We start from the raw sequence: 24,118 nt of genomic DNA on the forward strand, positions 1-24,118 counted from the left end.
GCCTGGACGTCGCAGGATAGAGCCACTGGCCTTGATAGGGAGCAACGCGCCGAAACGGGCGCTTTCCGACCGTCACGCCGCCCTCGCTGGACGAAGCTGGCTCAACCTTGTTGCCTGGCTAGCAGCGCGTTGCCTCCAACAAAGGTGGACGCACGGCCGGGGTTGACGGGATGACGGTGGGACGTATCCGAAACAGGAGTGAACATCGCTTCCTGGTCGATCTTCAAGCTGATCTGCGCAGTGGTGCATATCGGCCAAGTCCGGCCAGACGCAAGCTCATTCCAAAGGCCGGGAAACCGGGGCAATTCCGACCCTTGGGCATCCCCACCATCAGAGACCGCGTCGTACAAGGCGCGGCCAAAATCCTTTTGGAGCCGATCTTCGAGGCGCAATTCTGGCATGTCTCTTATGGGTTTCGACCCGGCAGAAACACCCACGGCGCCTTGGAGTACATTCGTCGGGCAGCCTTGCCGCAGAAGCGGGACAAGGACACTCGGCGAAACCGGTTGCCATATCCTTGGGTTATTGAGGGGGACATCAAAGGATGCTTCGACAATATCAATTATCATCACCTGCTCGAGCGGATGCGCAAGCGCATCGGTGATCGACGAGTGGTGAGATTGGTCGGATTATTCCTCAAGGCCGGTGTTTTGACTGAGGATCAGTTCCTCCGGACGGACGCCGGTACCCCTCAGGGCGGGATCATCTCACCTTTGCTCGCAAACATCGCCCTTAGCGCGATCGAGGAGCGATATGAAAGGTGGACCTATCACCGCTAAAAGACCCAAGCCCGTCGCAAAAGCAACGGGGTGGCGGCAGCGGCGAGCGCCCGGGACAGCGGTCGATTTGATAACTGAGTTCAGCAACAGATCTTCACCAAACACCTGCCGCAGCCGGACCTTCAGGTAGGTGGGATGAGTAGGCGAGTGGTGGTCCGATCGATGCTGGGCGTCAGTCCAAGCGCCTACCAGGACGCCTGCGAGGCGATGGGGCCGGAAAATGCGGCTGCGACAATGGCCTGTATTCTCGAAAGGGCAGGGCACATCAACTCGGCCGGCGGATATCTGCGCAATCTGACGGACAAGGCGCGGAGTTTTCGCTCGGGCCGGTGTTGATGGCTCTGTTGCGGGCGAATCCAGTGGTTGCTCGAAGCGCCTAGCGAACGGCTCTTTGGGGGTGGCAGTGGCTTGAAACTTCTCGCTACCCCGGCGAATGTCGTAGTCGCTTGCGTTACCGTCAATAGAGTCATATATTTCGCACAATAAATGAGTTGCTGGATATGGCGGAATGATCATGCCTCAGGTTCTGAAATCTTTAGAGCACAGCGGTCCCTTGGTGCTGTCCTATATGGATCGCTCGGGAAAGATCGCTGTGGAACGGGTCGCAACCGGCTTCGGCATGTCTAAGAGCCAGTTGGCCGAGACGGCGGGGCTAGCCCGCGAAACACTGTATAGAAGTGAACGTAGCCTGGGCGCGAAAACGCAGAGCCGTCTTCGGGAAATGCTGGAGATTATCAGTCGTGTCTCAGATTGGGCCGGTGGTAAGGAGCAGGCAATGGCTTGGTACCGGGCCCAACCTCTACCAGCTTTTGGCGGGCGTACGCCCGAGGCTCTCGTAAAAGACGGCAAGGCCGCGGCGGTGCGAGATTACCTCGATCATATGGCCCTAGGGGGCTTCGCTTGAGGTTTGTGGGCAATTGTTACCGTGCGCACGATCCACGCTGGGCTTTCAAACCGGTTTCAGGAGATGGCGCGGCTATAAGAGGCGCGCGGTTCAACCCAAAAGGCGTGCCAGCTCTCTATCTCGCCCTTAGTGTGATGACGGCGGTAAAGGAAGCCAATCAAGGGTTTGCCCATCGCATCGACCCTTGTGTACTTTGTTCCTACGATGTCGACTGTGATGACATTACGGATCTTGCTTCTGAAGTTGGTCGGGCCTCGAATTCCGTTTCGGTGGAGGAAATGGCCTGCAGTTGGGCCACCACGCTTTCCGAAGGAAGGAGACCCCCATCCTGGTCGATATACGATCGACTCAAGGCGAGGGGCACGGCAGGCATCATAGTACCCAGCTTTGCGCCCGGCGCCGAAGAGGGAGATCGAAATCTGGTGCTTTGGAACTGGGGCCCCAACCTGCCGCATAAAGTGCAGGTACACGACCCAAGTGGTCGGCTTCCGAAGGATCAACTGTCCTGGGATTAGGCGCATCGGCGCAATTAACGCGTTCAGGCCCTTTACGACTGCGTCTTGATCTTGCAGCCATATTACGCCCGCTCTACCGTGCTTACAGCAAAGGTAAGCAACCAAGATCCGGAATTTTGGTCCGGTGCGATAGACGCGACAGCTCGCATGCTTTTCGTTGACGCCGGAACCGTCTACTAATGTGAGCGTACCAGTATCATTCGAGCCTATCGGTCCGACACGACGATGATCAAAGGAGGATACTTTGGCAACCGGTACAGTAAAATGGTTCAATACAACAAAAGGCTTCGGTTTCATCCAGCCGGATGACGGAACTGCCGATGTGTTCGTCCACATTTCCGCGGTAGAGCGAGGTGGTCTACGCGGACTCAACGACGGCCAGAAGATTACCTATGAGCTGGTGAAAGACCGCAAGTCCGGCAAGATGTCGGCGGACAACATCCAGGCCTGAGCGCATTGCGATTCTGCAGCTTACTGCATGCAGTGTTTGCTCTGCTCCAGCGGTGCCTCTTGGCCGGAACCCGCCGGTATGACCGGCGCTTTCAGGTGATCAGCCGGGCCGCGCGACCTTGTTTTCGCTCAAATCGGTCGGCGTATGGTCGATCTGGCAGACGTCAGTGGGTGCGGTGCGTGGATATAGCCTGGTCGCGGTTTTAACCGCAGCAGGTGCTTTGGATTGGCCGACCGCTTTCTGGCGATCTCTTCAGGCGAAAACAGCGCCGGGATGCGCCGGGCAATGGTGACATAGGACGGCAGGGCAAGACCAGCCTCTACGCGCACGGATTTCGGCGACGACCGGTGCGAGAGGAGGCGCCTCGAGCGTCAGCCATTGCTCGCGCAGTGTCTTGCTGATGATTGCCTTGATGCCTTCTGACGCCATCGTCCGCCTCGTCGGCGCGATCCTGCTCGAGCAGAACGACGAATGGGCTGTCCAACGCGCCAGATACATGACGCTGGAAACCATCAGCCAGATGAGCGATGATCCGCTCATCAGCCTGCCAGCCGTGGCGCGCTGATCATCCCGGCCCATGCCGGAGAACGCGGCGACCAAAGCCGCCACTTACACCACTCCCTGGGACATGATCCCGAACGCAGCACCGACGACCCTTTGTAAGTCCGCAATCCTTGATTTCAGTTATTTCAGCTATAAGGTGGAGGCATTGCCCAAAGGGGATTACAGGCCAATGCTCCCAGAGAAGAAGGACCGTTCGCCTGTTGCGCTGGAACAGCGCGACGTCAGCGCCGACCAGCGCATGTTCTCACCTTCCGCTGCGCGAAATTCGGCGCCGATCCTCGCGGTCCTACAACGTGTCCTTCCAACACGTGGCACCGTGCTGGAGATTGGATGCGGGACCGGCGAGCACGCCGTGTGTTTTGCGGGGGCAATGCCAGACATCACCTGGCAGCCGAGCGATCCGGATGCCGACGCCCGCGCCAGTACGTCTAGCTGGATCAAATTCTCAAGGCTGAAGAATGTGCTGGCACCGCGGGATATTGATGTGTGCTTAGGACAATGGATCGTCGAACAAACGGGGCATTTTGACGCCATCTTATCGATCAATATGATCCACATCGCGCCATGGACGGCAAGCTCAGGATTGTTCGAAGGAGCTGGCCGTTTGCTTCACGATGGTGGGCTTCTCCTTCTCTACGGTCCCTTTATGCGCGACGGGGTACACAACGCCCCCTCGAATGCTGCTTTCGACGCTGCTCTAAAGGAGCGCAACCCATCTTGGGGTGTGCGTGATATCGCTGACCTTGAACAATTGGGTGAGGCCGCTGGACTTGTTCTCCGCGAGACGATCGAAATGCCTGCCAACAACATGTTGCTGGTCTTCTGCAGAGGTACTGTCTCAACGACAAGCCGGCGCGAAAGAGAGATGTGACCATGCAGTAAGCTGCCGTCCGAGGTCGATGCCCGAAACGTGCGGTATAGGCGAGAATGCAGCCGAAGGCGGAACGCGACAGGCGCACTGCGCGGGGTGTGATCTAACCGGAACCCGCGGGGATGGATACCGAGGTTGTGCTTTTGGAAGGAGAGACGAGAACGATGCCGACACCAGAGCAACCCAGCCTGATAGTTCGACAAAAATCCCCACAGAATACCGAGTTTCCATTTGCGTCGCTCTCCGATTTGCTGATCCCAACCGAGCTGTTCTTCGTGCGGAACCATTTCCCCTCGCCGGACCTCGATGCGCGAGACTGGAGATTGCGCGTTGACGGGGCGGTGGCGCGGCCGCTCGAACTTGACCTCGACAGCATCAAGGCGATGCGGAGGACGACCTTGACTGCCGTCGTCGAATGCGCCGGGAATGGCCGCGTCTACTATGTGCCACCGAAGGAGGGGTTGCAGTGGCAGAACGGAGCCGTCGGTAATGCTGCGTGGACAGGAGTTCTTCTCAGCGAGATATTGGAAATGGCGGGCGTTAAGCCTAACGCGCGTGAGGTCCTGCTTGTGGGCGCAGACAGCGGCGTCGTCGACACGAACAAAAAAACGGCTTCTCCTGGCCCCATCGCTTTTGCGCGCAGTCTACCGCTGGAGAAGGCCATGGCGCACAGCACGATCCTTGCCCATTCGATGAACGAGGAGCCGTTGACGCGCGATCACGGCTACCCGCTGCGCGCGGTTGTGGGTGGCTGGTTCGGCATGGCTTGGGTCAAGTGGATCACCCATATCACGGTTTTGGAACAACCATTCCTTGGCTACTGGCAAGCGCGTGAGTACTTCCGTTGGGAGCGCAACCTCGGGGAACCGAGCCTAATCCCCCTCACGGAGATGGAGGTCAAAGCGCAGATCGCGCGACCCGTGCAGGGCGCGCGTCTCATCGCCGGCCAACCCTATCGAATTTTTGGAGCCGCCTGGGGCGGCGAGGCTGCTATCCGGCAGGTTCAGGTCTGCACCGAAGATGGTAGTGGCTGGCGCGAGGCAAGCCTCCTCGAGAAAGAACGTCCCTTTGCATGGCGCTTGTGGGAGTACATGTGGACCCCTGAAAAGGTGGGGCAATACAAACTGCGATGTCGCGCGATCGATGCGGCGGGGCGCGTGCAGCCCGACCAGCAGCGTTCCGACTTCGAGAGCTACGCGGCCAATTGGATCGTACCGGTGGAGGTTACGGTCGTTCCCGAGCCGCAGACCTATGAGGAGGAATTCGTGATCTAATCAACCGCATGGGGAGAAATGGCGGCGAGTGTCACCTGTTAGCGGTTGTTGATCCGCTCGAACACTCTGTCGAGCACTCGCGTCAGCGCTAGGGTTCCGCACCTTTCGTCGAAGTCCCGGAACACCTGTTCGTTGAGGCCGCTCTTGGTGGCAAACTCGCGGCTCATATCGACGAAATCGACATCCTTGCCTTGCATGAAGTGCCGCTTCGGAACGACCGGCAAACAGGGGCACGGGATAGGCGCGGCCCTTTGCTTCCGGCAGGCCATTTTGGGCGAGCCATTCTGTCGTGCGTGCATGATGCCGAAATAGGCGGCCATCAAGGCGCTGGCTTTGGCGAGAAGGTCATATTCCACCTTGCTCTCGCATTCGACGGCGTTGCCGAGCACGTCGAAGATCGTCGCCGTCGCTTGGTCCCCAGGGAAGACGGCCGTGACGCCTTGGCCACGGGCAACGAAGGGCAGAGGGGTCGCTTGGGTCAGATAGACGCCTGCGACGAACCAGCGGTTTGTCGGCGAAGTCACAAGGACCCGTCGGCTGCGCTTGACAAAAGACCGTGGTTTAAACTATAGGGTAATCGATAACCCAACGGAGTTCAGGAGCATCGTGGCAATCTCGCTTTCTGACATTGCGGAGCGTGCAGGCGTCTCGGTGAAGACGGTCTCCGGCGCATTGCACGGCGGCTCCGCGCGCATGTCGGACGATACGCGCCAGAAGGTCAAGGCGATCGCCGAGGAACTGGGTTACGTTACCAATCTCGCCGCGCGCGGTGTGCGTCAGGGATGGCTGCCGCTGGTTGGCGTCGTTTCCGATGGCTTGATCACTTCGCCGTTCGCCACCGAAATCGTGCGCGGGCTCGATGGTGCCGCGCGCAGTGCAGGCATGGCGGTGTTTGCCGTCAATCACAGCAGCGGACAGTCAATCGGCTCGGTGGTCGACGAGGTGCAGCAGTTCCGTCCGCGTGCCGTTGCCTATGCCGCCATGTACCACAAGGACGTCGATCTGCCGCCGGCACTCGCGGGCTCCGTCGGCGTGATGATCAATTGCCGCGAGGCCTCCGGGCGCGTCACGTCACTGGTCCCCGACGAAGAAGGTGGGGCGTGCGAGATCGTGCGTTACCTGCTCGCCTCTGGGCGCCGCCGCATCGCCTTCATCAACCTGTCAGGTATCCTTGCCGGGGCGCTACGGGAAAAAGGTTTTCGCGCAGCCCTTGAAGAGGCAGGCATCGAACCGATTGGTGTGCTTCCGGCCGTGCGCCGCAGCGTTTATAGCGACCGCGCTCCGAGCCTCGTTGCGTCGCATGTCGAGACATTGCTGGCCACCGGTCAGCGGCCGGACGCGATCCTGTGCGGCAACGACCGTGTCGCAATGGAAGTCTATGCGGCCCTTGCGCGCGCCGGCCTTAAAATCCCGGACGACATTGCGGTGGCCAGCTTCGACAACCAGGTCGAGCTTGCCTCGCGGCTGGATCCGCCGTTGACGACGATGGCCCTGCCGCACCGCGCGATGGGGCGCCTGGCCATGGAGATCCTGCTCGCAGGGGAGCCTGAGCCGCCGCATCTGCGAAAGCTGCCGTTTCATCTGGTCGAGCGGGCATCGGTCTAGCAACCAGCATTCTTGTCGAACTGAATAGGAGGAGAAGATCAATGACAACTTATCTGGGTAATCGTTTACTTAGCGCGCTTTTCGCGTCTTCCGCACTCTTGTGGACCGCCGGTTTTGCAGAGGCAAAATCAGTCATCCATGTGATGCACCAGGGCGATCCGGGTTGGGTGAAGGCCTATGGCGACGTCGCCAAGCGCTTCGAGGAAGCCAATCCCGACATCGACGTCGAGATGATCTACGCGCCGCACGACGCCTACAACGAGAAGTTCAGCGCCGCCGTCATGGCAAAGCAGTTGCCCGACGTGATGGAACTCGACGCGCCGTTTCTCGCTAACTACGTCTGGTCGGGCTACCTGCAGCCCATCAAGCCACTCGTCGACAAGGATGTCCTCGACGACATGACCGGCTCGAACATCGCTCAGGGAACCTACCCGATCGACAAGGACCTCTATGCAATCGGTCTCACTGACTCCTCGGTCGTTCTTTACGGCAACAAAAAGTATCTCGAAGCCATCGGCGCACGCATTCCGAAATCCGTCGACGACGCCTGGACGCGCGAGGAATTCGAAGGCTATCTCGAAAAGCTCTCCAAACTCGAAGGCGTGAAGTGGCCGATCGACACGTTCCGCGGTTACGGGATCAAGACCGAGTGGATCACCTATGCCTACGGCCCGCTGCTCGAAAGTGCGGGCTGCGACCTGATCGATCGCAAGGCTTGGAAGGCGAGCGGCACGCTCGACAGCGAAGCCTGCGTCAAGGCGCTGACGATGATGCAGACCTGGGTGAAAAACGGCTGGGTTGTTCCGACCTCGTCCGGCACCAACCAGTTCTATGCAGAGGGGCAGCCGGCAGCGCTCGCCATGGGTGGGCACTGGTTCTACGCCGAAGCTGCCGCTGCGATGAAGGACAACATCGTCGTCATGCCGCTGCCGAAGATCGGCGAAAAGGGCGTCAGCCCGAACGGCACCTGGATCTGGGGCATCTCGGCGAGCTCCGAAAACCCTGAGGCCGCCGGAAAATTCCTGAGCTTCCTTCTGAAGGACAAGGACTATCGCAACTATGCAAAGACCCAGTCGGCCTATCCGGGCCTGAAGAGCTTTGCGGCAGAATCCCCGCTCTACGCTGAAGGCGGGCCGCTTGCCGTCGCCTTCGAGCAGGCCTCGAAAACCGCCGTCGCCCGTCCGCCGCACCCGGCCTATCCGACGATCACCTCGGCCTTCATGCAGGCGGTCGACAAGATCTTCAATGGCGGTGATGCGCAGGAGGCACTGACGGCTGCGGCCAAGAAGATCGATCAGGACATCGAGGACAACGCCGGCTACCCGCCCTTCGACGAGCAGCAATAGGGCGTATTTTGCGGGGCCGTCCCGCTGGCCGGCCCTGCGCGATTTCGGGAGGATGAGCGATGAGGAGGAGACCATGACCTTGCAACAGACGTCCATGCCCGCGCTGCCGCACCCCGCCAGGCGGCGCGACCGGCAGCGGTTCTGGCAGGAGGTCGCGATGATCGCACCGGCCGTGCTGCTGCTCGCCATCTTCCTGATCACGCCGTTTCTTCTATCCTTCTGGACGGCGATGACCAATCAGCCGCTGGTGCCGCGTCCGACGCCGGTGCGTTTCGTCGGCCTCCTGAATTTCCAGCGGGTCTTCACCGATCCGCTTTTCTGGACGTCACTCTGGAACGTCACGCGCTTCACGGTGTGGGTGCTGCCGGTCCAGTGCGGCCTTGCCTTCCTGACGGCGTTGCTGCTGCACCAGAAGCTGCCGATGCAGAACCTTCTGCGCGGAATGTTCTTTCTGCCGGCGATTACATCCATGGTGGTCGTCTGCGTGATCTGGGGCACGTTGTTCCAGTATCCGAGCGGTCCGCTCAACCAGATCGTCGGTTTCTTGTCCGGCGGCATGATCCAGCCGATCGACTGGCTCGGCGACCCGAACTGGGCGATGTTCTCGATCGTGCTGCTCTCGGCCTGGCAGGCCTATGGCTTCCAGATGATCATTTACCTCGCCGGCCTGCAGGGCATTCCGGACGAACTTTACGATGCCGCCCGCATCGACGGCGCCAGCGCGTTTCGCCGCTTCTGGCACGTCACCATGCCGGGCCTGCGTCCGACCCACGTCTTCGTGCTGGTCATCACTACGATCCAGGCCTTCAAGCTCTACACGCAGGTTGCGATCCTGACCCAGGGCGGACCGAAGGAAAGCACGGAGACCGTCGTGCACTACATGGTGCGTGCCGGCTTCGAGGAACAGAAGCTCGGATACGCATCCGCCGTCTCCGTCATTCTCTTCGTCATCGTTCTTCTGATCGCGCTTCTCCAGCGCAAACTCCTGAGGCGCTTCGATGTCTGATCTCGTGCTTAGCCAGCCAGCCCCGCTGGCGATCCCCCGCGGCAACAGCAAGACGGGCCTGCGTGTCGTCCAGACCGTCTGCATCTTCATCATCGCTCTGGTGATGATTTCGCCGCTCTTCATGCTGCTGATCGCCAGCCTCAAGGATGACCGTTTCCGCATCCTTGCGGACATGGGCAGCTTCCGCGCCTTCTGGGTCAGCGATCCGACCCTGTCGAACTACCGCGAGATCGCCAATTTCTCCGGCGAACTTGCCTATGGTCGCTACCTCGTCAACTCGCTAGTGATCCTCGTCGTCACCGTCGTGTCCGGGCTGATCATCAATTCCATGGCGGGCTTCGTTCTCGCCTGGGGGTCGCTTCGCGGCAAGGCGATCCTGCTTGCCCTCGTGGTCGCGCTCTACGTCATCCCGCAGGAAAGCATCATCATGCCGCTCGTCGTGATGATGTCGCGGGTGGGCCTGACGGATACGTTTGCCGTGCAGATCCTGCCCTGGGTGGCAAGCCCGCTCTATGTCTTCCTGTTCTACCAGTTCTTCGCCCAGCTACCGAAGGAACTCTACGAAGCTGCGGAGATGGATGGAGCGTCGGCGTTTCGCATCTACCGGTCGATCTACATGCCGCTCAGCCTGCCGGCGCTTGCGACGGTCTCGATCCTGATGGGGATCGAGAGCTGGAACCAGTATCTGTGGCCGACGCTGGTCACCCAGACCGACTATGCCCGGCCGATCTCCGTCGCGATCGCCACCTTCTTCGGACAGGACAGCATTTACTGGGACCGCGCCATGGCCGCGTCCGTGCTGATGATGATCCCTGTCCTCATCCTTTACCTCGCCTTCCAGCGCTGGTTCGTAAGTTCGTTCGTCGGCTCCGCCGTGAAAGGTTGATTATGACTTCGCAGACAAGACCCGCGAGCCGCGTGCTTGAAATCGTCGAGGCCGAACTCCCGGCCGGGACCGTGCTGCATCTCTGGCTGAAGTCGCGCAAAATTGGCGACGAGGCAATACTGTCCGTCACCTTAGACCGCAGTGAGATTGCCGGTCCGTCCACGCGCCGCGCCGGGGAGTTCGAATTCTTCGCGGTGACGCTCGAGACGACTGGCCCCACGGTGCTTGCCTATGATGCGGAAACAACCGCGCTCTCCGTCGCCTATGCGTTCCACCCGCAGACGGTGCTGGAGGAGGGGATCCGCGTCCTCCATTGCGACGTCCGCACGGCGCCGCCCGAGGTTCCCGGCAGCTACCATTTCCGACCGCCCTTCGGCTGGATGAACGACCCGAACGGCTTCGGCCGGTTCGAGGGTCTCGGCCATCTCTTCTACCAGCACTATCCGCATGGCTTGCGTTGGAACACGATGCACTGGGGCCATGCGGTCTCGAAAGATTTGATCCGCTGGACGCACTTGCCGATGTTCCTGTTTCCGGCGGACCACCTGTCGGAAAAGGACGATGGCCGTGGCGGCGCCTTTTCCGGCTCGGCCGTCCCCGTCTCCGGGCCGGACGGGGACGACATCCGGGTCTTCTACACCGAACACGTTCGCGACCGGGAGCCGGAGGAGCAGATCCAGCTCTCGGCCGTCAGCCGAGACGGCATCGTTGCCGGCCCGTCCGAGGTGATCCTGCCTATCCGTCCGGAGGGTCTGAACCTCACGACTGATTTCCGCGATCCCTATGTGTTCAAGGGCCCGGACGGCCGCTGGAAGATGCTGCTTGGCAGTCGCGACCGATCGGGCGGTGTCGTCCTGCTTTACGAGACGGCGGATCTGCAGGGTGCCACGGGCTGGACCTTCCTCGACATCATCCATCGCGAGGACGGTTTCGGCATGACCGCAGCGGAGTGCCCGTGCATGCTGCCGGTCGGCGGCATGGCGGATGATCCGGAGACCCGCTGGGCGCTGATCTTTGGCCTGCTCACAAGCCGTGACCCGGCCACCGGCCGGCGCAACATCACATCCGTCACCGTCGGCCGCTTCGACGGCCGGGCGTTCACGGCCGAATTCGAACAGGAACTGGATTTCGGCTCCGACGCCTACGCCTTCCAGGCCTTCGTCGACGGCGACGAACCGGTCGGCATCGCCTGGCTTGCCAACTGGACCGACTTTTCCAAGAAGGACGATTTCCCGACGGCGATGACCTTGCCGCGTCGCGTGCTTCTCGATGGGGGTGCCGTGTTGACGCCGCCGGTCGCGGCAGTCGAAAGCCTGCGCCACACGCTGCTCGATGAAACAGCCCTTGCTGCGGGCGAAACGGTTCCACTCGAAAGCGGTGCGGTCGAGATCGTGCTTGCACTGCCCGAGGCCGGCGCGGCTTTCGAGCTCGTCCTCGATCACCCGGATGTCGCGCTTGGCGTCAGGCTCGATGACGAGGGCCTTGCAATCCTCTTCGATGCCGGTACCGGTAAGCCGCCACCGCGATATCTGGCGTCAGGCGCCAGACCTTCGCAGCTGCGCATCTTCCTCGATGCGGGTTCGATCGAGGTCTTTGCCGACAACGGCCGCTGGACAGGCACCAAGCGCATTCCGGGATTTGCCGCCGCGCGATCGGCAAGGCTGACGGGCGCCGTCACGGGCGCGCAAATCTGGCAACTCAAGCTTTGAGGGAGGAAGAAAAATGGCATCGGTAGCGATCGACCGCGTTCTGAAACAGTATGGCGCAGCCTCCGTCATCCACGGCGTTTCCGTGGACATTGAGGATGGAGAATTCGTCACGCTCGTCGGACCGTCCGGCTGCGGCAAGTCCACGCTCCTGCGCATGCTTGCGGGGCTCGAGGACATCAGCGGCGGCGAAATCCGCATCGATGGGCGCGTCGTCAACGACGTCGCACCCAAGGAGCGCGACATCGCCATGGTGTTCCAGAGCTACGCACTCTATCCGCACATGACGGTCAAGGAGAACATGGGCTTCTCCCTGAAGCTCCAGGGTCGAGACAAGGCGACGATCGATAAGCTGGTGAAGGAGGCCGCCGGAATTCTTGCGCTCGAACCATTGCTCGACCGCCTGCCCAAGCAACTCTCCGGTGGCCAGCGCCAGCGTGTCGCCATGGGCCGCGCCATCGTTCGTCACCCCAAGGTATTCCTCTTCGACGAGCCGCTGTCCAATCTCGATGCTAAGCTGCGCGTGACCATGCGCAGCGAGATCAAGGAATTGCACCAGCGGCTCGGCACGACCATCGTCTACGTTACCCACGACCAGATCGAAGCCATGACCATGGCCGACAAGATCGTCGTCATGCGCGCCGGCCGCGTGGAGCAGATCGGCAAGCCGCTCGACCTCTACGATCGCCCGGGCAATACCTTTGTCGCCACCTTCATCGGCTCGCCGTCGATGAACCTCTTTGAGGGCAACGTCGGTGATGGCGGCTTTTTCATTGACGGCGGTGTTTCCCTGCCGCTGCCGGCGTCGCTGGGTCACGGTGAAGCACGCACCTACGGCATCCGCCCGGAAGATCTGGAGATAGCCGAAACCGGCATACCGGCAACCGTGCTGACCGTCGAGCCAACCGGCGCCGAAACCCACCTTCTGGTGCGCGTGGGCACGCACACGGCGGGGGTCGTGCTGCATCGCCGCGTGGACCTGAAGCCTGAGGAGCAGATTTATCTCCAGCCGAACAACCAGAAGATCCATCTGTTCTGCGCCGAAGGAGCCCGGGTCAACTGATCCTTTGGCCCCCAATTGAGCGTCGACAAACCGTGATTGCTTCGCGTCAGTCTATGCCGCTTCGAGCTTCTTCGCGCAGCGAAGCAGCATGCCGTAGAGGTCACGCGGTTCGTCGGGTTCAGCGAGGAGGTCGAGTTCTGTGAACATGGCACCCCCGGCATCAATCGGCCAATCGGCGTGCAGGTCGCTGGTAACTCGAACGGCAACTACGTCGAGCGTCGCGCCCCGTTCGTCGAGGCGAACTCTGTCGGCAACACTTCGGTTGGCTTTGGCTTGAGTGGAGGGAAGCTCACCCTTGCGCCTCGGCCTTTCGAGCCGCGCGCGTCCAAATTCGTCGTCAGCTTTCGACCGCAAGAGCCGGCTGACCGGGATCGCTGGCGGGCGGCGGCACCGACAAATCGGCAATCGGCAAGGAGTCTTTACCTAACACGCCCTTTGCCGACTAACAGATGCCATCCGGCTGCGGATCACTTGCTCGGTTAGAAATGCTAGGGATGTTCGATTGGGCTTCGAAAGATAAGGGGCTCCTGCCTACCAGCGCGCCCGAACGCCACTAGTCGAAGAAAGGCCCAGGTATAGGCCGATGCAAAATCCGATAAGCGCGGCCGTACTGACGATTGTCGTTGCTGTTCCGGGATTTTCCCGCGCGGCCTCTATTGCGCCCTGTCCTTGCTGACGGACCGTCTGGGCTGCGTTCCTAGCTATTCCAGAGGCGCCTTCAGCCGCAGAATTGATCCCCTCACTCACAGCTTGCTTCACCTCCGCGATCTGCGATCGCAATTCGGCGATTTGATCTTCAATCGATTGCTGGTTCACACCAATCATCTTCCACCTCCTGGTTTGTGAACGCAAAACCGTTGAGCTGCGACAATGTTCCAGCAAAGGGGAGTGGGGTCGCCGTGCGCCAACGCACAGTATTCCTCCCGCGTTTGCCCAACGTGCATCTTCCGGTTCTGTGCATTTTGGATCGCATAATGTATCGACGGGAACTGAGCCTCCCATGAGCAGCTTCATCAGGTCGGCAAGTTCGGCGCAATCAGCGTCAACGTTGGGAAATAGGTGCGATAACGGCCGACGTCGCGTGTGAGCAGTGAATATCCGCTAACCGCTGCGTGCGCACCGATGAAGAAATCAGGGAGCGCCCCTGTCCGCGTTCCGCCTGCTTTGCGATATCGTGTGAAAACCTTGCTTGCCAGAAAGAGGGCCTCACGCGGTACCGCCGCCAGCTTCAACCCCGCTTGATCAAGCAAGCCGTCAACGCCTTCGATCCGATCGTAGCGGACGGCGAGTTCGGCGTAGACGATGTCGTTGATCCAGATTGCTCCCCCGAGGCTTGCAGCTTCCAGCTGCGCTATCGACCAATCGGCCCAAGTTGGATCATCGGTAACGACGTCGAGAAGGACGTGTCTACGAGTATCACGGTTCGCCACGCTTAAGCGCCATGATCGCGTCAGTGTCGGGGCCCTTGCCCGCATGCCCTCGTAGTTTCGCGAAGCGGCTGGGCGGCTGCTTTTTCGCAGCATGGACGAGGACAACGCTTCCATCTGACGTGCGTCGGAAGTCTATCTTGCTTCCAGGCACGATACCCAAGAGATCGCGCACAGGCTTGGGAATTGTAATTTGTCCCTTGGATGTAACTGTCGTCGTCATGGCCGGACCTGTGTAAGGAATGATTTATCCAAGGTATTACTTTTTGTCGCGGTTTCAAGGAACTGGGTAGTAAGTTCGATTCCCATCAAGGCGCTCAATTGGCCTCTATCAGGCTGCTTTGCGACTGACGCCCAACGTTCCCCGGTTTGACCGTCGACAAACCGGGTAACGTGATTACTTCGCGTTAGTCTATGCCGCTTCGAGTTTCTTCTCACAGCGCAGAAGCATGCCGTAGAGGTCACGTGGCTCGTCGGGATCAGCGAGGAGGTCGAGTTCTGTGAACATACCGTGTTCGGCAATCTGGTCCCGGACGTAGCGAAGGGCGGAGAAGTCCTCGATCGCAAAACCGACACTGTCGAAGAGCGTGATCTGATCCGGGCTCTTGCGGCCCTCTGTCTCGCCGGTCATGACCTGCCAGAGTTCGATGACGGGGTGCTCAGCCGGTAGCTGCTGGATTTCGCCTTCGATGCGTGTCTGCGGCGGATATTCGACGAAGATGTCCGAGCGCAGCAGAATGTCCTTGCTGAGTTCGGTCTTGCCGGGGCAGTCACCGCCCACCGCGTTGATGTGGACACCGGGGCCGACATGGTTGTCCGATAGGATCGTCGCGTACTGCTTGTCGGCGGTGACCGTGGTAATGATGTCTGCGCCTTCGACCGCCTCTTCAACCGAGGTGCATTCTTCAATGGTGAAGCCGAGGCCCGCGAGGTTGCGTGCGCATTTCCGGGTGGCGGAGGCGTCGATATCGTAGAGGCGAAGCTTGTCGATGCCGAGCAGCGACTTGAAGGCGCGAGCCTGGAATTCGCTCTGCGCACCATTGCCGATGATGGCCATGGTCCGGGCATTCGGCCGGGCGAGGTACTTCGCCGCGACCGCGGACGTTGCCGCAGTGCGCAGCGCGGTCAGGATCGTCATTTCGGTGAGCAGCATCGGGTAGCCGTTGCCGACATCCGAGAGCACGCCGAAGGCCGTCACGGTCTGGCGGCCATCGCGCGTGTTCTTCGGGTGACCATTGACGTATTTGAAGCCGTAAAGCGTTCCGTCGCTGGTGGGCATCAGCTCGATGACGCCTTCCTGCGAATGGGAAGCGACGCGCGGGGTCTTGTCGAAGACCGGCCAGCGGCGGAAGTCCTCCTCGATTGTGGCCGCCAGGTCCGTCAGGAACCGGTCGATGCCGACCTTCAGAACCAGTTTCATCATGTGGTCGACGCTTACGAACGGAACCACGTTCAGTTTCGGATCAGTATTCATTTTCCCTCCAACCAAAGAACATTCGAAATCAGCCAGTAACAGTCGGGCGATCCATCACCCGCTTGCCCATCAGGCTGGCGACGAGATCGACGAGCAGCCGTGCGGTCTTGCCGCGCTCGTCGAGGAACGGATTGAGCTCGACAATGTCGAGGCTGGTCACGAGCCCGCTGTCATGCAGCATTTCCATGATCAGGTGCGCCTCGCGGAAAGTTGCTCCTCCCGGTACCGTGGTGCCGACGGCCGGCGCGATGTCCGGCTCGAGGAAGTCGACATCGAAGCTGACGTGCAGGAGGCCGTTTGCGGCCCGGACCCGTTCGATGAAATTGCGGACGAGGACGGCCACGCCATGCTCATCGATTACGCGCATGTCGTGCACCGTGATGCCGGTGGTGCGAATGGCGGCCTTTTCGGCGGCGTCAACGCTGCGGATACCGATCATGCAGACGTTTTGTGTGGCAACGGGATGGGCAAGCGCAGGGAAGAAGCCATCGAAACCGGTCTGGCCGGTATAGTAAGCGACGGGCGTGCCGTGCAGGTTGCCGCTGACCGTCGTTTCGAGAGTATGGAAGTCGGTATGGGCGTCCAGCCAGAGCACGAACAGCGGCCGCCCGAGTTCGGCGGCTCGGCGTGCGAGACCGGGAACGGTACCCGCGGAGATGGCATGGTCGCCGCCGAGGAAAATGGGCATGCCCGCCTTGCTGTGTTCGTAGGCAGCAGCAGACAGCGCTTCGACCCAGGCGACCGTTTCCCCGAGGTGATGGACGGCCTTGTTCGGATGGGGCATCTCGTCGAACGCCCGCGGGCTGAGATTGCCATTGTCCTTGACCGAATGGCCCAGTTCTTCCAGTGCCGTGCGAAGGCCAGCGATGCGCAGGGCGCTCGGCCCCATCTCGCAGCCAAGCTGCCCTGCCCCGATTTGCAGGGGCGCGCCGATGAGCGTGCAGTCCATAGTGTACTCCCGTTTGTTTTCATGATTATAAAAGTCACCGATGGCGGATTGAACATTGAATTTTGGCATATCGAGATGCTAGTTTGACCAAATTGATAAGAACGGAATCCAAATCGGCATGGATGCTCTCGACCAGAAGATCGTGATGCTGTTGCGCGGCAATGGGCGTCGAAGTGTCTCGGACCTCGCGCTGGAAACGGGCGCCTCGCGGGCGACAGTGCGGGCGCGCATCGAGCGGATGGAGCTGGACGGCACCATCCTCGGCTACACGGTGATGCTGCGTGCCGATGCGCTTGAAGATGTCGTTCGTGGGGTGATGATGGTTGAGATCGAGGGCCATGTGACCGATCGGGTGATCCGCACGCTCGGCGGCTTTCCTGAAATCTCGCAGATTCACACGACGAACGGCCGGTGGGATTTGCTGGTGGAACTCAGCGCATCGAGCCTGGCCAACTTCGATGCCGTGCTGCGCAAGATTCGTCTCGTGCCCGGCATTATGGGCAGCGAGACGAGCCTTCTTTTGTCCACGCCGCGGTCGACGAGGGCGAAGCTCTAACCTGACGAGCGTCGACCTAGAAACTCACTTCGACGGGTGTCGCTGCGGCTGGCGCCGCCGTTTTCCTGCAATGGGTTGCCGCACCGGTGAGTGGATCGCTCCTTATCGCAGCGAACTCATTTCACCGGGGCAGCAAGCGGCGTGTCCTTCGCGACGATGTAAGTCGCAAGCTCCGACGCCTCGCCATCGCCAACATTCGTGGCGATGTGCGCAACACCCGCCGGAATGAAAAGGGCTTCACCGGCCTTCAGCGTTACCGGCTTCTGACCCTCGAGCGTGTACTCAAGCGCACCTTTGAGCACATATGCAATTTCTTCGCCGGGATGTTTATGATTGATAGATGCAGCCTTTGGCGGGAAATCTACCCGGACCTGAAGCGCTTCCTTGCCCGGCACGCTGATATCGCTTTGAACCAGACCAGTCCGTTTGAGTTCCTGGGCCTGGGCAACGCCGCCCAGCGCGAAACTGATTGAAGCCGCCGCGGCAGCGATCGCGATGCTATGCATAATTTTCATTTGGAACCCTTTCCAGTGGTGACCAGTTGTCGAAGTTGGAGCGTGCAGCCGAAGATGCAGTCGCGCTTTTGCGGCGGGACCTCAGTCCTCACGAAATCCGTTTCTATTACCGCGCTGAGTTGACGCGCTGCTTGTGTATGGATTGTTTCTCGATGAGCAGGGGTTTGTACCGAATCTGCGCCAATAGATTGGCTGAAACGATTAGTTACAAATTGCGATGATGGTTCGTCGAAACCTGGAGCAACTCGAGCCAGGCTATCCTTGACACTGCCCGCGCTGCGTTCTGGTATCTTTCCAACCCCGAAAGTCAGTCGGTCACCGCGCCGTGGGCTTCTTGGCGGCTAAGCCGGCGGCGCTGAGCATTGAGCACCATCACTTTTCTAAGGACAGCAGAACCGATAGATCAATCGCGTGGCGGCTTTCCTGAAATCTCGCAGATTCACACGACGAACGGCCGGTGGGATCTGCTGGTAGAACTCAGCGCGTCTAGCCTGGGCAACTTTGATGCTGTGCTGCGCAAAATCCGTCTCGTGCCCGGCACGGCATTATAGGCAGCGAAACGATCTTTTCCACGCCGTGGTCGACGACGGCGAAGCTCTAACTTAACGAGCGTCGATTTAGGTCACGCCGCGGCGTGGGGCGGCTGCGATGATGTCGATCGCATCTCTGCTGGAAACATGGACGACCATCAGCGGGACGCCGGTCACCCCACACCAGCTGCATTCGCAATGATCCTGACCATCGCGCCCTCATGGCGCGCAGCTGCCAGGGCGTCGAGCAACTCGCGGTGCCCGTAGCCCAGAATGAAGACAGGATGCTTTGCCAAACGCAGCTTCGCCGAGACATGAAGGCGACGAAGCTTACTTCCGCTAGAAAGCAGACGGCGTCAATGGAACGGCATTGCTGCTGCTCCAAGTCAGACACCAGATGCTTACGTGCCAACCGTGTAGACCGGCGACGCTTCAGCAGCGGCATTCGCCTGATGACGTTGTTGGTCGCGAAATCTGGTAATATCCGCCCCAGTTCTGCCTAATGGACCCGCAACGATCTTGGCTTCCGTGTTTGGAGATATAGCGCCATGCCGACCCGGCGACATTTCCTTGTCAGCTTCGTCGCCACGCCGATTGTTCTGCCGAGACTCGGCCATGCAGCCGGCGGTTCCGTGGAGTTGCCGCTTACGGCCAATTGCGGTGATGACGACGATCTGACGCCGGCACAGACCGAAGGTCCGTATTTCACACCGGAGAGCCCTGAAAAAAAGGACTTCGCCAGCGATTCACCGGGCGGTGAAAGAATGACACTTGTTGGCTACGTGTTAACCAAGGACTGCCAGCCGGTAGAAAAAGCGTTGATCGAGTTATGGCATGCCGATGAGACCGGCACCTACGACAACAACGGATACAAACTCCGCGGACATCAATTCACGGACGCAGAAGGCAAATGGTGGTTCGAGACGATCGTGCCTGGGCTCTATCCTGGTCGCACCCGGCATTACCACGTGAAAGTCCAAAGGCCGGGCGGGAACGTGCTGACGACGCAGCTGTATTTTGCCGATGAGCCGGACAATAGGCGTGACCGCATATTCAATGCAGACCTGTTGCTCGACATCAAAACGACGAGCGACGGAAAATTCGGCCGCTACGATTTCATAGTGGCGTAACTGGCACTTTTCATCCAGCCCTACCGGCGGCTACGCCGTGGCAGAGTGTGTCTGAGCATTCTTATAGCAGCTCGGTCATGTTCCAATGGCATGGCTTTCGAGAACATTGCTGAGGATACGAAGAGGTCGGGGCGCTTGAGGTTGATTACGGGGCCGCCTGGCAGATCCTGCTGCCTGCAGCATATCGCAACCTCATGATTTCCCTGATGACCGTTCACACACACCGTCCTCTCCGCCTACGCTGTGTGGACCGATCTCCGCGAATGGACCGACACTGAAAACCGTGCGCACCAAGGCCAAGGACTCTGGTACTTTAGACCGGATCCTTTCGCTTTGGCGCTGTCGTCGCCGTTTGCGGCCATTTTTTCTCCCCCTTCCGGCTTTCAGATCGAGCCGGAACCAATCCTGACGTCGTAGGTTTGAAGGTCGTCCTGGCTCTCTTACACCAGGATTTTGGCACGTACCTCCTAGGGTCCCGTTATCGGCTTTCGGGGCCCCTTTTTTTTCTTCGGTGCTGGAACCTCTGTCAAATTTACGCGTTTCTAGGTCTGCCTACGATCCACCATCCCCCGCGGGATCTAGGCTAGGCTCCATCTAATAGCCCAGCATGGAGCCCATGGCACCTCCGTGCCGAGGCCCCGCTTTCCCCGGACGGGGCCGTCTCTTCTCCAACTGGGAACCACTTTCACACGCGGCAGTTAGAGGATAGGCAATAATCCTTTCCGGGATCACAGCCCGCTTCATGGGGTACTCCCATTCCCCGCGTAGAAGCGCCAACGATACCAATTGGCCCCGACACCCCATCGGGGCCATTCTTCCGTTTGCTCCGAATTCCGGTGAGCGTTTTGTCCCTGTGGGAACCGCTCGACCTCACAGTAGTTTCTCGTTTCAAAGCGAGGACGTCATGATTGAGAGCAAGCGCGAAATGAACGCAAATGAGATCCCAAGTTTTGTGGCCGAAGTGATCGCGGCGGGTTGCGATATCAACGCCGTGGGACACGATATGTATGTGCTTGGCGATGTCGATGAGCAGGAAGAAGCCAAGGAGGAACTTAGTCGGATCGGCGAGAGGTATGGCGACCGCGCAGCTCTGAGGTCCGAGATCATCGCCTACCTTCGGTCCATTGGTCGGTTCGTGGACGTGACATGGCCCCAGACCATCCACTAGCGCAGCCTGCGCGACCTTACGGAGCCATCTTTATTCAACGGCAGCAGGAACCTATCCGGGACCTATTGGTTTGTTCATTGCTGATGATCCCGGATCCCTCCGGATCAAACGTAGAGAGCCCCATCGTCGTGCCGTCGGAGGTGGGGTTCTTCTTTCTGCTTACCAACCTTACCCCATGATCACGAAGATGATCCGCCGTATCGCCTCGGCCTGACTTATCCCAAGCGCCCTGGCCGCAATTCCGGTGTTTCCAAGCCACCGATGCCTCAGCTTCCATCGCCTCACGTCATCGGTCACCAGCTTCATCTCGGAGACCTCCTCCCCAATCGTTATCGCGGACGCCTCAAGATGGCCGACGCGGTCGACAAGCTGGTTCATGCGCCAATGAACCACTTGCCGGCTAGTCGTCGCCTTGTCTTGACGGTCAGAGTTGGGCCAGGCGCGCGGCCGAGTAATTGAGCTTCTCGATCACCCGCTGCATCGTGCCGCCGGTCTCGTGAAAGACGGTCGCGAGCAGGTAGGCGAGCCGCCGGTCGTCGATTACCGTGCCGGCCGATTGCGGCCGATCCCACTCGTCGCGGATGGCACTCATGGCACCGATCTCGGATGCATCAGGCGGCCGCCAAAAGGCGCGCGCCCCGCATAGGCGAGGGACGTCGTTGTGTTCATCGGGTTTTCCTTTAGTGAGATGAAAAAATGAGATAAAAATCGCCGGCCGAAGTCGGCGCTGGCGCTGTTAAGGGCTAGTCACAGCCCGTTTTGAAGACCATATTTTGTCTGATTGCTGGACCATGAAACGGGCTCCAGCGACTGATGGACCATCATCACTTTCGCCTTAAATGGAGGAGGTTATGTTTGATCGACTGCAATCCGGATACATTCTTCCCGAGGGGCTCACCGTCATTTCCACGGTCTTTAATAAGGTCGTGACCGCGCGGAATATCCCCCGACAAAGTGAAGAAGGCGAATGGCTGGCTCGCGAGGCGCTCCGTTTGTTCATGAGTGGCATACGAGACGCCTGGGAACTGGAACGCCGACTTAAAGATGCTCGCCGCCCGCTCGACCATTCACCGCCATCGGGAGGCGTTGGCATGGTCGTGGATCTGCTGCCAGAGCTGACGGCATGGGCGCGGAGCTTGACCGCCTCACAGCGTGCGGCAACCGCGCTCACCGAAAAAACACTCGAATACGCCATCGAAAACATCGATGAATTCGTGGCGACATCAGATGTCAGGAGATGGCTGGTCCGTGTGATGTTGGACCTCCGGCTTGGCCGAAGACGAGGCCAACATCGAACGTAGGCCCGGAGGGGCCATCATCGGGATCTACCTCTTTGTTAGGAACGCCAGCCACCATTCACGAATGGCATGAAGCCGGCTGAGGAACACATGGGCTATGACTGGAATGGTGCTCGCGGGCGCCGGATGAAGATCGCGCGAATTGGAACGGCCGTCGCGCTGGCCGCTTTGTTGGTGTCCGTCGCGACGGAGGTTGTGACGCGAGCTATTTAGAGGGTAATAGACGATGGATACTTTGGGGGCGACGGTGCTGATCGCAGGGCTGTTCCGGCTGACCAGAAGAACACTTGCTGGGGGCCTCGTACGCAACCTCAACCAGGGTCGAAACCTTCCCATCGAGCAAAATCGCCGCCTGGCACCGACGCCTTGACTGGCTGGGGTCCCTGCCGGCTTGGCCTGGAGCCGCGTTCGTCTTCATCGGCGTCTCCATGATCTCCTGACGCTGAGTGATTGCACTCGTTCAATCTACCCCCTTAAGCATCGCGAACCCGGCGCCGGCTTTGCGGATCGATCAAAAGCGACTATTTTAGTGATGTCTTTCGTACCATGCAGGAGGCATCCATGGGGCTTGGCAGCACAACGGTCCAGGGCGAATTTCTGGGTTCTTTTTCTATCGCGTCCATTGAGCCGCTCCTGGGGGTTTTTGAACTATCAACTTCGGCTGGTACGACGATCGAGGTTCAGCTTGACCGGTACAGCGCGGAGACATTGATGTCGGCACTTGCGCAGTTCCTGGCTCAAGGGCAAGCAGCGGAGTTTGACGATTGGATGTGAAGGGTTTGCTGGGTGAGGCGAGCTCTTTAGGGAGGAAATGAGAGCCTACTTGCGAGTGATCGCGCTGATCGCAGGTGTATTGCGGCTCGATCGAAGAGCCCTGGCGGAGGGGACTATCCGCAATTGCTTGACTGGATCCCCGCGATACCGGCTTGGCCTGGAGCCGCGGTGATCGTCGTCAGGGGGAGGGATTGTGATATTGATGTGAAAAGGCTCCAGATCGAAACGGGTACGATCCAGAGCCTTCGTCTGAGTGTTGCCTTCCGTCTGCGCCTTCGATTTCGACAGACGACGCAATTGAGAGCGCATTCACTCGCAGAATGCAACCAGACGATTTCTGTTGCTTCGTCGGCTGGACCATCGAGGGCGAGCGGTCGTCGCTCTGGCGGCCTGTCCGTCGAGGCATCGCGGACCTGCTCTGCGCGGTGATGGCCCGCCGGTTACTGATATGCGTGGGGCAGGCAAAGTAGCTAGGCAACTTGCTAATGAAGTCGTGTTCGAGGAGACTGCGTTCAGCCTTACCTTTAGGGGTGTAAAATGGACTTCCAAAAGGTCGGTAGAGCCCGGATGATGATGCGCTTGCCACGACATCGGAAACAAATTGCCGATGCAAACTTCCTTGCGATAACCGATCTGCTCGAAGCTTACGGTAAAGCCGCCATGGCCCGTGATGAACTGCGCGAGCAGGCGGGTCCCGCCCCAGCACTTTTGAAAGAATATGAAGACCTGTGCCGGAAGTTGGAGGACGACATCCTGAAAATGCTGAGTGCCGTCAGTCCACGTATGATCCGCTAGCGCACGAGAGCGATGTCGACAGCGATGTCTTTCGATACTCGCGCCGTGCCGCGGAACGGACGCAATCGACGCCATTCGGAACAAGCCTCCGCAAACACGTTACGGTGTTGTTCTTCTCGACTGGCAGATGCCGAAAATGGATTGAATAGAGACTGCACTGGCGCTCCGCTCGCTTAGGATGACGGACACACCGTGTCTCATCATGGTGCGCCCGTGGCTGTGAGGAAGTAGTCAAGGCGGCGGGAAGGGCGGGAACATCGGATGTGCTGGTCAAGCCTGTTCAGCCATCTGCTGTTCGATGCGGTCATCCGTACGATGGGGGACGAGCCGCCGACAGGGCCGAGAGAGGCGCGCCTTCGCTCGTGCCACGATGATATGAGTACAATCACAGGGTGAATACTGCATCTTAGAAAACTAATCGTTGACGCGCCAATCCAAGTCACTTATAGATGCGGCATCGATCTTTTGCTTGCCGAGCTTTGTCTACCGCGCGATTGGCACCGCGCCTTAAGCGAACTTCCCTTTCAAAAAC

At 59.6% G+C, this 24,118-nt stretch carries 26 protein-coding genes and 5 pseudogenes; 21 read left to right on the top strand and 10 right to left on the bottom strand.

Annotated elements, in window-relative coordinates:
- The first annotated feature begins 170 nt into the window (after positions 1-170).
- The 5 genes and pseudogenes from AC3WVQ_RS29055 to AC3WVQ_RS29075 all read left to right on the top strand — a co-directional run bounded on the left by AC3WVQ_RS29055 (position 171) and on the right by AC3WVQ_RS29075 (position 2,649).
- Positions 171-779: a reverse transcriptase domain-containing protein gene (locus tag AC3WVQ_RS29055; protein WP_492383363.1), complete on the top strand. Its 609-nt coding sequence runs from the start codon at positions 171-173 to the stop codon at positions 777-779.
- A 135-nt stretch (positions 780-914) separates the two neighbouring features.
- Positions 915-1,159 (top strand): annotated as a pseudogene (repC, locus tag AC3WVQ_RS29060) (replication initiation protein RepC); the annotation flags it as partial.
- A gap of 134 nt (positions 1,160-1,293) precedes the next feature.
- Positions 1,294-1,683 (top strand): antitoxin Xre/MbcA/ParS toxin-binding domain-containing protein, encoded by a 390-nt coding sequence (locus AC3WVQ_RS29065; RefSeq protein ID WP_029742583.1) that lies wholly within the window; start codon positions 1,294-1,296, stop codon positions 1,681-1,683.
- Positions 1,680-2,198, top strand: a complete 519-nt coding sequence (locus AC3WVQ_RS29070; protein ID WP_082584653.1) for an RES family NAD+ phosphorylase — start codon at positions 1,680-1,682, stop codon at positions 2,196-2,198. Before AC3WVQ_RS29065 ends, AC3WVQ_RS29070 begins: the two co-directional genes overlap by 4 nt.
- Positions 2,199-2,442: 244 nt before the next feature.
- Entirely contained in the window at positions 2,443-2,649 is a 207-nt protein-coding gene (locus tag AC3WVQ_RS29075) for a cold-shock protein (RefSeq protein WP_127890564.1), read from the top strand.
- A 126-nt stretch (positions 2,650-2,775) separates the two neighbouring features.
- Here AC3WVQ_RS29075 and AC3WVQ_RS29080 read toward each other — a convergent pair.
- Positions 2,776-3,054: pseudogene (locus AC3WVQ_RS29080) on the bottom strand (Mu transposase C-terminal domain-containing protein); the annotation flags it as partial.
- A 10-nt stretch (positions 3,055-3,064) separates the two neighbouring features.
- Here AC3WVQ_RS29080 and AC3WVQ_RS29085 point away from each other — a divergent pair.
- From AC3WVQ_RS29085 to AC3WVQ_RS29095, 3 genes and pseudogenes are all read left to right on the top strand, one after another.
- Positions 3,065-3,214, top strand: a pseudogene (locus tag AC3WVQ_RS29085) (IS256 family transposase); the annotation flags it as partial.
- Positions 3,215-3,382: 168 nt separating this feature from the next.
- Complete coding sequence (locus AC3WVQ_RS29090) at positions 3,383-4,084, top strand: DUF938 domain-containing protein (protein ID WP_492383562.1); 702 nt, start codon at positions 3,383-3,385, stop codon at positions 4,082-4,084.
- A gap of 122 nt (positions 4,085-4,206) precedes the next feature.
- Positions 4,207-5,358 (top strand): sulfite oxidase, encoded by a 1,152-nt coding sequence (locus AC3WVQ_RS29095; protein ID WP_492383364.1) that lies wholly within the window; start codon positions 4,207-4,209, stop codon positions 5,356-5,358.
- Positions 5,359-5,396: 38 nt separating this feature from the next.
- Here the strand turns inward: AC3WVQ_RS29095 and AC3WVQ_RS29100 are convergent.
- Positions 5,397-5,855 (bottom strand): annotated as a pseudogene (locus tag AC3WVQ_RS29100) (pyrroline-5-carboxylate reductase); the annotation flags it as partial.
- Positions 5,856-5,964: 109 nt separating this feature from the next.
- On the opposite strand from AC3WVQ_RS29100, the gene AC3WVQ_RS29105 reads away from it, so the two are divergent.
- From AC3WVQ_RS29105 to AC3WVQ_RS29130, 6 genes are all read left to right on the top strand, one after another.
- Positions 5,965-6,963: a LacI family DNA-binding transcriptional regulator gene (locus AC3WVQ_RS29105; RefSeq protein WP_492383365.1), complete on the top strand. Its 999-nt coding sequence runs from the start codon at positions 5,965-5,967 to the stop codon at positions 6,961-6,963.
- A 41-nt stretch (positions 6,964-7,004) separates the two neighbouring features.
- The gene (locus tag AC3WVQ_RS29110) at positions 7,005-8,309 is read left to right on the top strand and encodes an ABC transporter substrate-binding protein (protein WP_492383366.1); all 1,305 of its coding nucleotides are present in this window, start codon (positions 7,005-7,007) and stop codon (positions 8,307-8,309) included.
- A 73-nt stretch (positions 8,310-8,382) separates the two neighbouring features.
- Positions 8,383-9,315 (top strand): carbohydrate ABC transporter permease, encoded by a 933-nt coding sequence (locus AC3WVQ_RS29115; RefSeq protein ID WP_112983465.1) that lies wholly within the window; start codon positions 8,383-8,385, stop codon positions 9,313-9,315.
- Positions 9,308-10,201, top strand: a complete 894-nt coding sequence (locus AC3WVQ_RS29120) for a carbohydrate ABC transporter permease (RefSeq protein ID WP_034800691.1) — start codon at positions 9,308-9,310, stop codon at positions 10,199-10,201. Before AC3WVQ_RS29115 ends, AC3WVQ_RS29120 begins: the two co-directional genes overlap by 8 nt.
- 2 nt (positions 10,202-10,203) lie before the next feature.
- Complete coding sequence (locus tag AC3WVQ_RS29125; RefSeq protein ID WP_492383367.1) at positions 10,204-11,910, top strand: glycoside hydrolase family 32 protein; 1,707 nt, start codon at positions 10,204-10,206, stop codon at positions 11,908-11,910.
- A 13-nt stretch (positions 11,911-11,923) separates the two neighbouring features.
- Positions 11,924-12,970 (top strand): ABC transporter ATP-binding protein, encoded by a 1,047-nt coding sequence (locus AC3WVQ_RS29130; RefSeq protein WP_060529609.1) that lies wholly within the window; start codon positions 11,924-11,926, stop codon positions 12,968-12,970.
- Positions 12,971-13,501: 531 nt separating this feature from the next.
- On the opposite strand, the gene AC3WVQ_RS29135 is transcribed toward AC3WVQ_RS29130, so the two are convergent.
- From AC3WVQ_RS29135 to rocF, 5 genes are all read right to left on the bottom strand, one after another.
- A complete protein-coding gene (locus tag AC3WVQ_RS29135; protein ID WP_060517231.1) occupies positions 13,502-13,795 on the bottom strand; it encodes a hypothetical protein in 294 nt (97 codons plus the stop codon).
- 188 nt (positions 13,796-13,983) lie between these two features.
- A complete protein-coding gene (locus tag AC3WVQ_RS29140) occupies positions 13,984-14,400 on the bottom strand; it encodes a type II toxin-antitoxin system VapC family toxin (protein ID WP_492383368.1) in 417 nt (138 codons plus the stop codon).
- The gene (locus AC3WVQ_RS29145) at positions 14,387-14,620 is read right to left on the bottom strand and encodes an AbrB/MazE/SpoVT family DNA-binding domain-containing protein (protein ID WP_492383369.1); all 234 of its coding nucleotides are present in this window, start codon (positions 14,618-14,620) and stop codon (positions 14,387-14,389) included. Before AC3WVQ_RS29145 ends, AC3WVQ_RS29140 begins: the two co-directional genes overlap by 14 nt.
- 189 nt (positions 14,621-14,809) lie before the next feature.
- Positions 14,810-15,871, bottom strand: a complete 1,062-nt coding sequence (ocd, locus tag AC3WVQ_RS29150) for an ornithine cyclodeaminase (RefSeq protein WP_034800695.1) — start codon at positions 15,869-15,871, stop codon at positions 14,810-14,812.
- Between the two features lie 28 nt (positions 15,872-15,899).
- Positions 15,900-16,820, bottom strand: a complete 921-nt coding sequence (rocF, locus tag AC3WVQ_RS29155) for an arginase (RefSeq protein WP_034800696.1) — start codon at positions 16,818-16,820, stop codon at positions 15,900-15,902.
- A gap of 118 nt (positions 16,821-16,938) precedes the next feature.
- Here rocF and AC3WVQ_RS29160 point away from each other — a divergent pair, with 118 nt between their 5' ends.
- Positions 16,939-17,376, top strand: a complete 438-nt coding sequence (locus AC3WVQ_RS29160; protein ID WP_034800698.1) for an Lrp/AsnC family transcriptional regulator — start codon at positions 16,939-16,941, stop codon at positions 17,374-17,376.
- A 116-nt stretch (positions 17,377-17,492) separates the two neighbouring features.
- Here AC3WVQ_RS29160 and AC3WVQ_RS29165 read toward each other — a convergent pair whose 3' ends face one another.
- On the bottom strand, positions 17,493-17,891 hold the full coding sequence (locus tag AC3WVQ_RS29165) for a cupin domain-containing protein (protein WP_192442351.1): 399 nt from the start codon (positions 17,889-17,891) through the stop codon (positions 17,493-17,495).
- A gap of 413 nt (positions 17,892-18,304) precedes the next feature.
- Here AC3WVQ_RS29165 and AC3WVQ_RS29170 point away from each other — a divergent pair.
- The 3 genes and pseudogenes from AC3WVQ_RS29170 to AC3WVQ_RS29180 form a co-directional block, all read left to right on the top strand.
- Positions 18,305-18,492, top strand: a pseudogene (locus AC3WVQ_RS29170) (Lrp/AsnC ligand binding domain-containing protein); the annotation flags it as partial.
- Positions 18,493-18,969: 477 nt separating this feature from the next.
- Entirely contained in the window at positions 18,970-19,551 is a 582-nt protein-coding gene (locus tag AC3WVQ_RS29175) for a dioxygenase family protein (protein ID WP_492383370.1), read from the top strand.
- A gap of 904 nt (positions 19,552-20,455) precedes the next feature.
- Positions 20,456-20,719: a Y4lK-related protein gene (locus tag AC3WVQ_RS29180; RefSeq protein ID WP_034803228.1), complete on the top strand. Its 264-nt coding sequence runs from the start codon at positions 20,456-20,458 to the stop codon at positions 20,717-20,719.
- Positions 20,720-20,887: 168 nt separating this feature from the next.
- On the opposite strand, the gene AC3WVQ_RS29185 is transcribed toward AC3WVQ_RS29180, so the two are convergent.
- Together AC3WVQ_RS29185 and AC3WVQ_RS29190 are read right to left on the bottom strand one after the other, a co-directional pair.
- Positions 20,888-21,175: a DUF1515 family protein gene (locus tag AC3WVQ_RS29185; RefSeq protein WP_492383563.1), complete on the bottom strand. Its 288-nt coding sequence runs from the start codon at positions 21,173-21,175 to the stop codon at positions 20,888-20,890.
- Entirely contained in the window at positions 21,144-21,311 is a 168-nt protein-coding gene (locus AC3WVQ_RS29190; RefSeq protein WP_492383371.1) for a hypothetical protein, read from the bottom strand. Before AC3WVQ_RS29190 ends, AC3WVQ_RS29185 begins: the two co-directional genes overlap by 32 nt.
- A 259-nt stretch (positions 21,312-21,570) precedes the next feature.
- On the opposite strand from AC3WVQ_RS29190, the gene AC3WVQ_RS29195 reads away from it, so the two are divergent.
- From AC3WVQ_RS29195 to AC3WVQ_RS29205, 3 genes are all read left to right on the top strand, one after another.
- Positions 21,571-22,020, top strand: a complete 450-nt coding sequence (locus AC3WVQ_RS29195; RefSeq protein ID WP_492383372.1) for a hypothetical protein — start codon at positions 21,571-21,573, stop codon at positions 22,018-22,020.
- A 558-nt stretch (positions 22,021-22,578) separates the two neighbouring features.
- Complete coding sequence (locus AC3WVQ_RS29200) at positions 22,579-22,791, top strand: hypothetical protein (protein ID WP_492383373.1); 213 nt, start codon at positions 22,579-22,581, stop codon at positions 22,789-22,791.
- Positions 22,792-23,328: 537 nt separating this feature from the next.
- Entirely contained in the window at positions 23,329-23,586 is a 258-nt protein-coding gene (locus AC3WVQ_RS29205) for a hypothetical protein (RefSeq protein WP_134887575.1), read from the top strand.
- Positions 23,587-24,118: the final 532 nt, after the last annotated feature.

The sequence above is a fragment of the Ensifer sp. EB106-05-01-XG146 genome (assembly GCF_058791875.1).

Excerpts from the sequence above, each read along its gene's own strand:
- AC3WVQ_RS29055 (WP_492383363.1), top strand. The coding sequence starts at position 171 with ATGACGGTGGGACGTATCCGAAACAGGAGTGAACATCGCTTCCTGGTC.
- AC3WVQ_RS29065 (WP_029742583.1), top strand. The coding sequence starts at position 1,294 with ATGCCTCAGGTTCTGAAATCTTTAGAGCACAGCGGTCCCTTGGTGCTG.
- AC3WVQ_RS29090 (WP_492383562.1), top strand. The coding sequence starts at position 3,383 with ATGCTCCCAGAGAAGAAGGACCGTTCGCCTGTTGCGCTGGAACAGCGC.
- AC3WVQ_RS29095 (WP_492383364.1), top strand. The coding sequence starts at position 4,207 with ATGGATACCGAGGTTGTGCTTTTGGAAGGAGAGACGAGAACGATGCCG.
- AC3WVQ_RS29110 (WP_492383366.1), top strand. The coding sequence starts at position 7,005 with ATGACAACTTATCTGGGTAATCGTTTACTTAGCGCGCTTTTCGCGTCT.
- AC3WVQ_RS29115 (WP_112983465.1), top strand. The coding sequence starts at position 8,383 with ATGACCTTGCAACAGACGTCCATGCCCGCGCTGCCGCACCCCGCCAGG.
- AC3WVQ_RS29120 (WP_034800691.1), top strand. The coding sequence starts at position 9,308 with ATGTCTGATCTCGTGCTTAGCCAGCCAGCCCCGCTGGCGATCCCCCGC.
- AC3WVQ_RS29125 (WP_492383367.1), top strand. The coding sequence starts at position 10,204 with ATGACTTCGCAGACAAGACCCGCGAGCCGCGTGCTTGAAATCGTCGAG.
- AC3WVQ_RS29130 (WP_060529609.1), top strand. The coding sequence starts at position 11,924 with ATGGCATCGGTAGCGATCGACCGCGTTCTGAAACAGTATGGCGCAGCC.
- AC3WVQ_RS29135 (WP_060517231.1), bottom strand. The coding sequence starts at position 13,795 with ATGATTGGTGTGAACCAGCAATCGATTGAAGATCAAATCGCCGAATTG.
- AC3WVQ_RS29145 (WP_492383369.1), bottom strand. The coding sequence starts at position 14,620 with ATGACGACGACAGTTACATCCAAGGGACAAATTACAATTCCCAAGCCT.
- ocd (WP_034800695.1), bottom strand. The coding sequence starts at position 15,871 with ATGAATACTGATCCGAAACTGAACGTGGTTCCGTTCGTAAGCGTCGAC.
- rocF (WP_034800696.1), bottom strand. The coding sequence starts at position 16,820 with ATGGACTGCACGCTCATCGGCGCGCCCCTGCAAATCGGGGCAGGGCAG.
- AC3WVQ_RS29160 (WP_034800698.1), top strand. The coding sequence starts at position 16,939 with ATGGATGCTCTCGACCAGAAGATCGTGATGCTGTTGCGCGGCAATGGG.
- AC3WVQ_RS29165 (WP_192442351.1), bottom strand. The coding sequence starts at position 17,891 with ATGAAAATTATGCATAGCATCGCGATCGCTGCCGCGGCGGCTTCAATC.
- AC3WVQ_RS29175 (WP_492383370.1), top strand. The coding sequence starts at position 18,970 with ATGCCGACCCGGCGACATTTCCTTGTCAGCTTCGTCGCCACGCCGATT.
- AC3WVQ_RS29180 (WP_034803228.1), top strand. The coding sequence starts at position 20,456 with ATGATTGAGAGCAAGCGCGAAATGAACGCAAATGAGATCCCAAGTTTT.
- AC3WVQ_RS29190 (WP_492383371.1), bottom strand. The coding sequence starts at position 21,311 with ATGAGTGCCATCCGCGACGAGTGGGATCGGCCGCAATCGGCCGGCACG.
- AC3WVQ_RS29195 (WP_492383372.1), top strand. The coding sequence starts at position 21,571 with ATGTTTGATCGACTGCAATCCGGATACATTCTTCCCGAGGGGCTCACC.
- AC3WVQ_RS29200 (WP_492383373.1), top strand. The coding sequence starts at position 22,579 with ATGGGGCTTGGCAGCACAACGGTCCAGGGCGAATTTCTGGGTTCTTTT.
- AC3WVQ_RS29205 (WP_134887575.1), top strand. The coding sequence starts at position 23,329 with ATGGACTTCCAAAAGGTCGGTAGAGCCCGGATGATGATGCGCTTGCCA.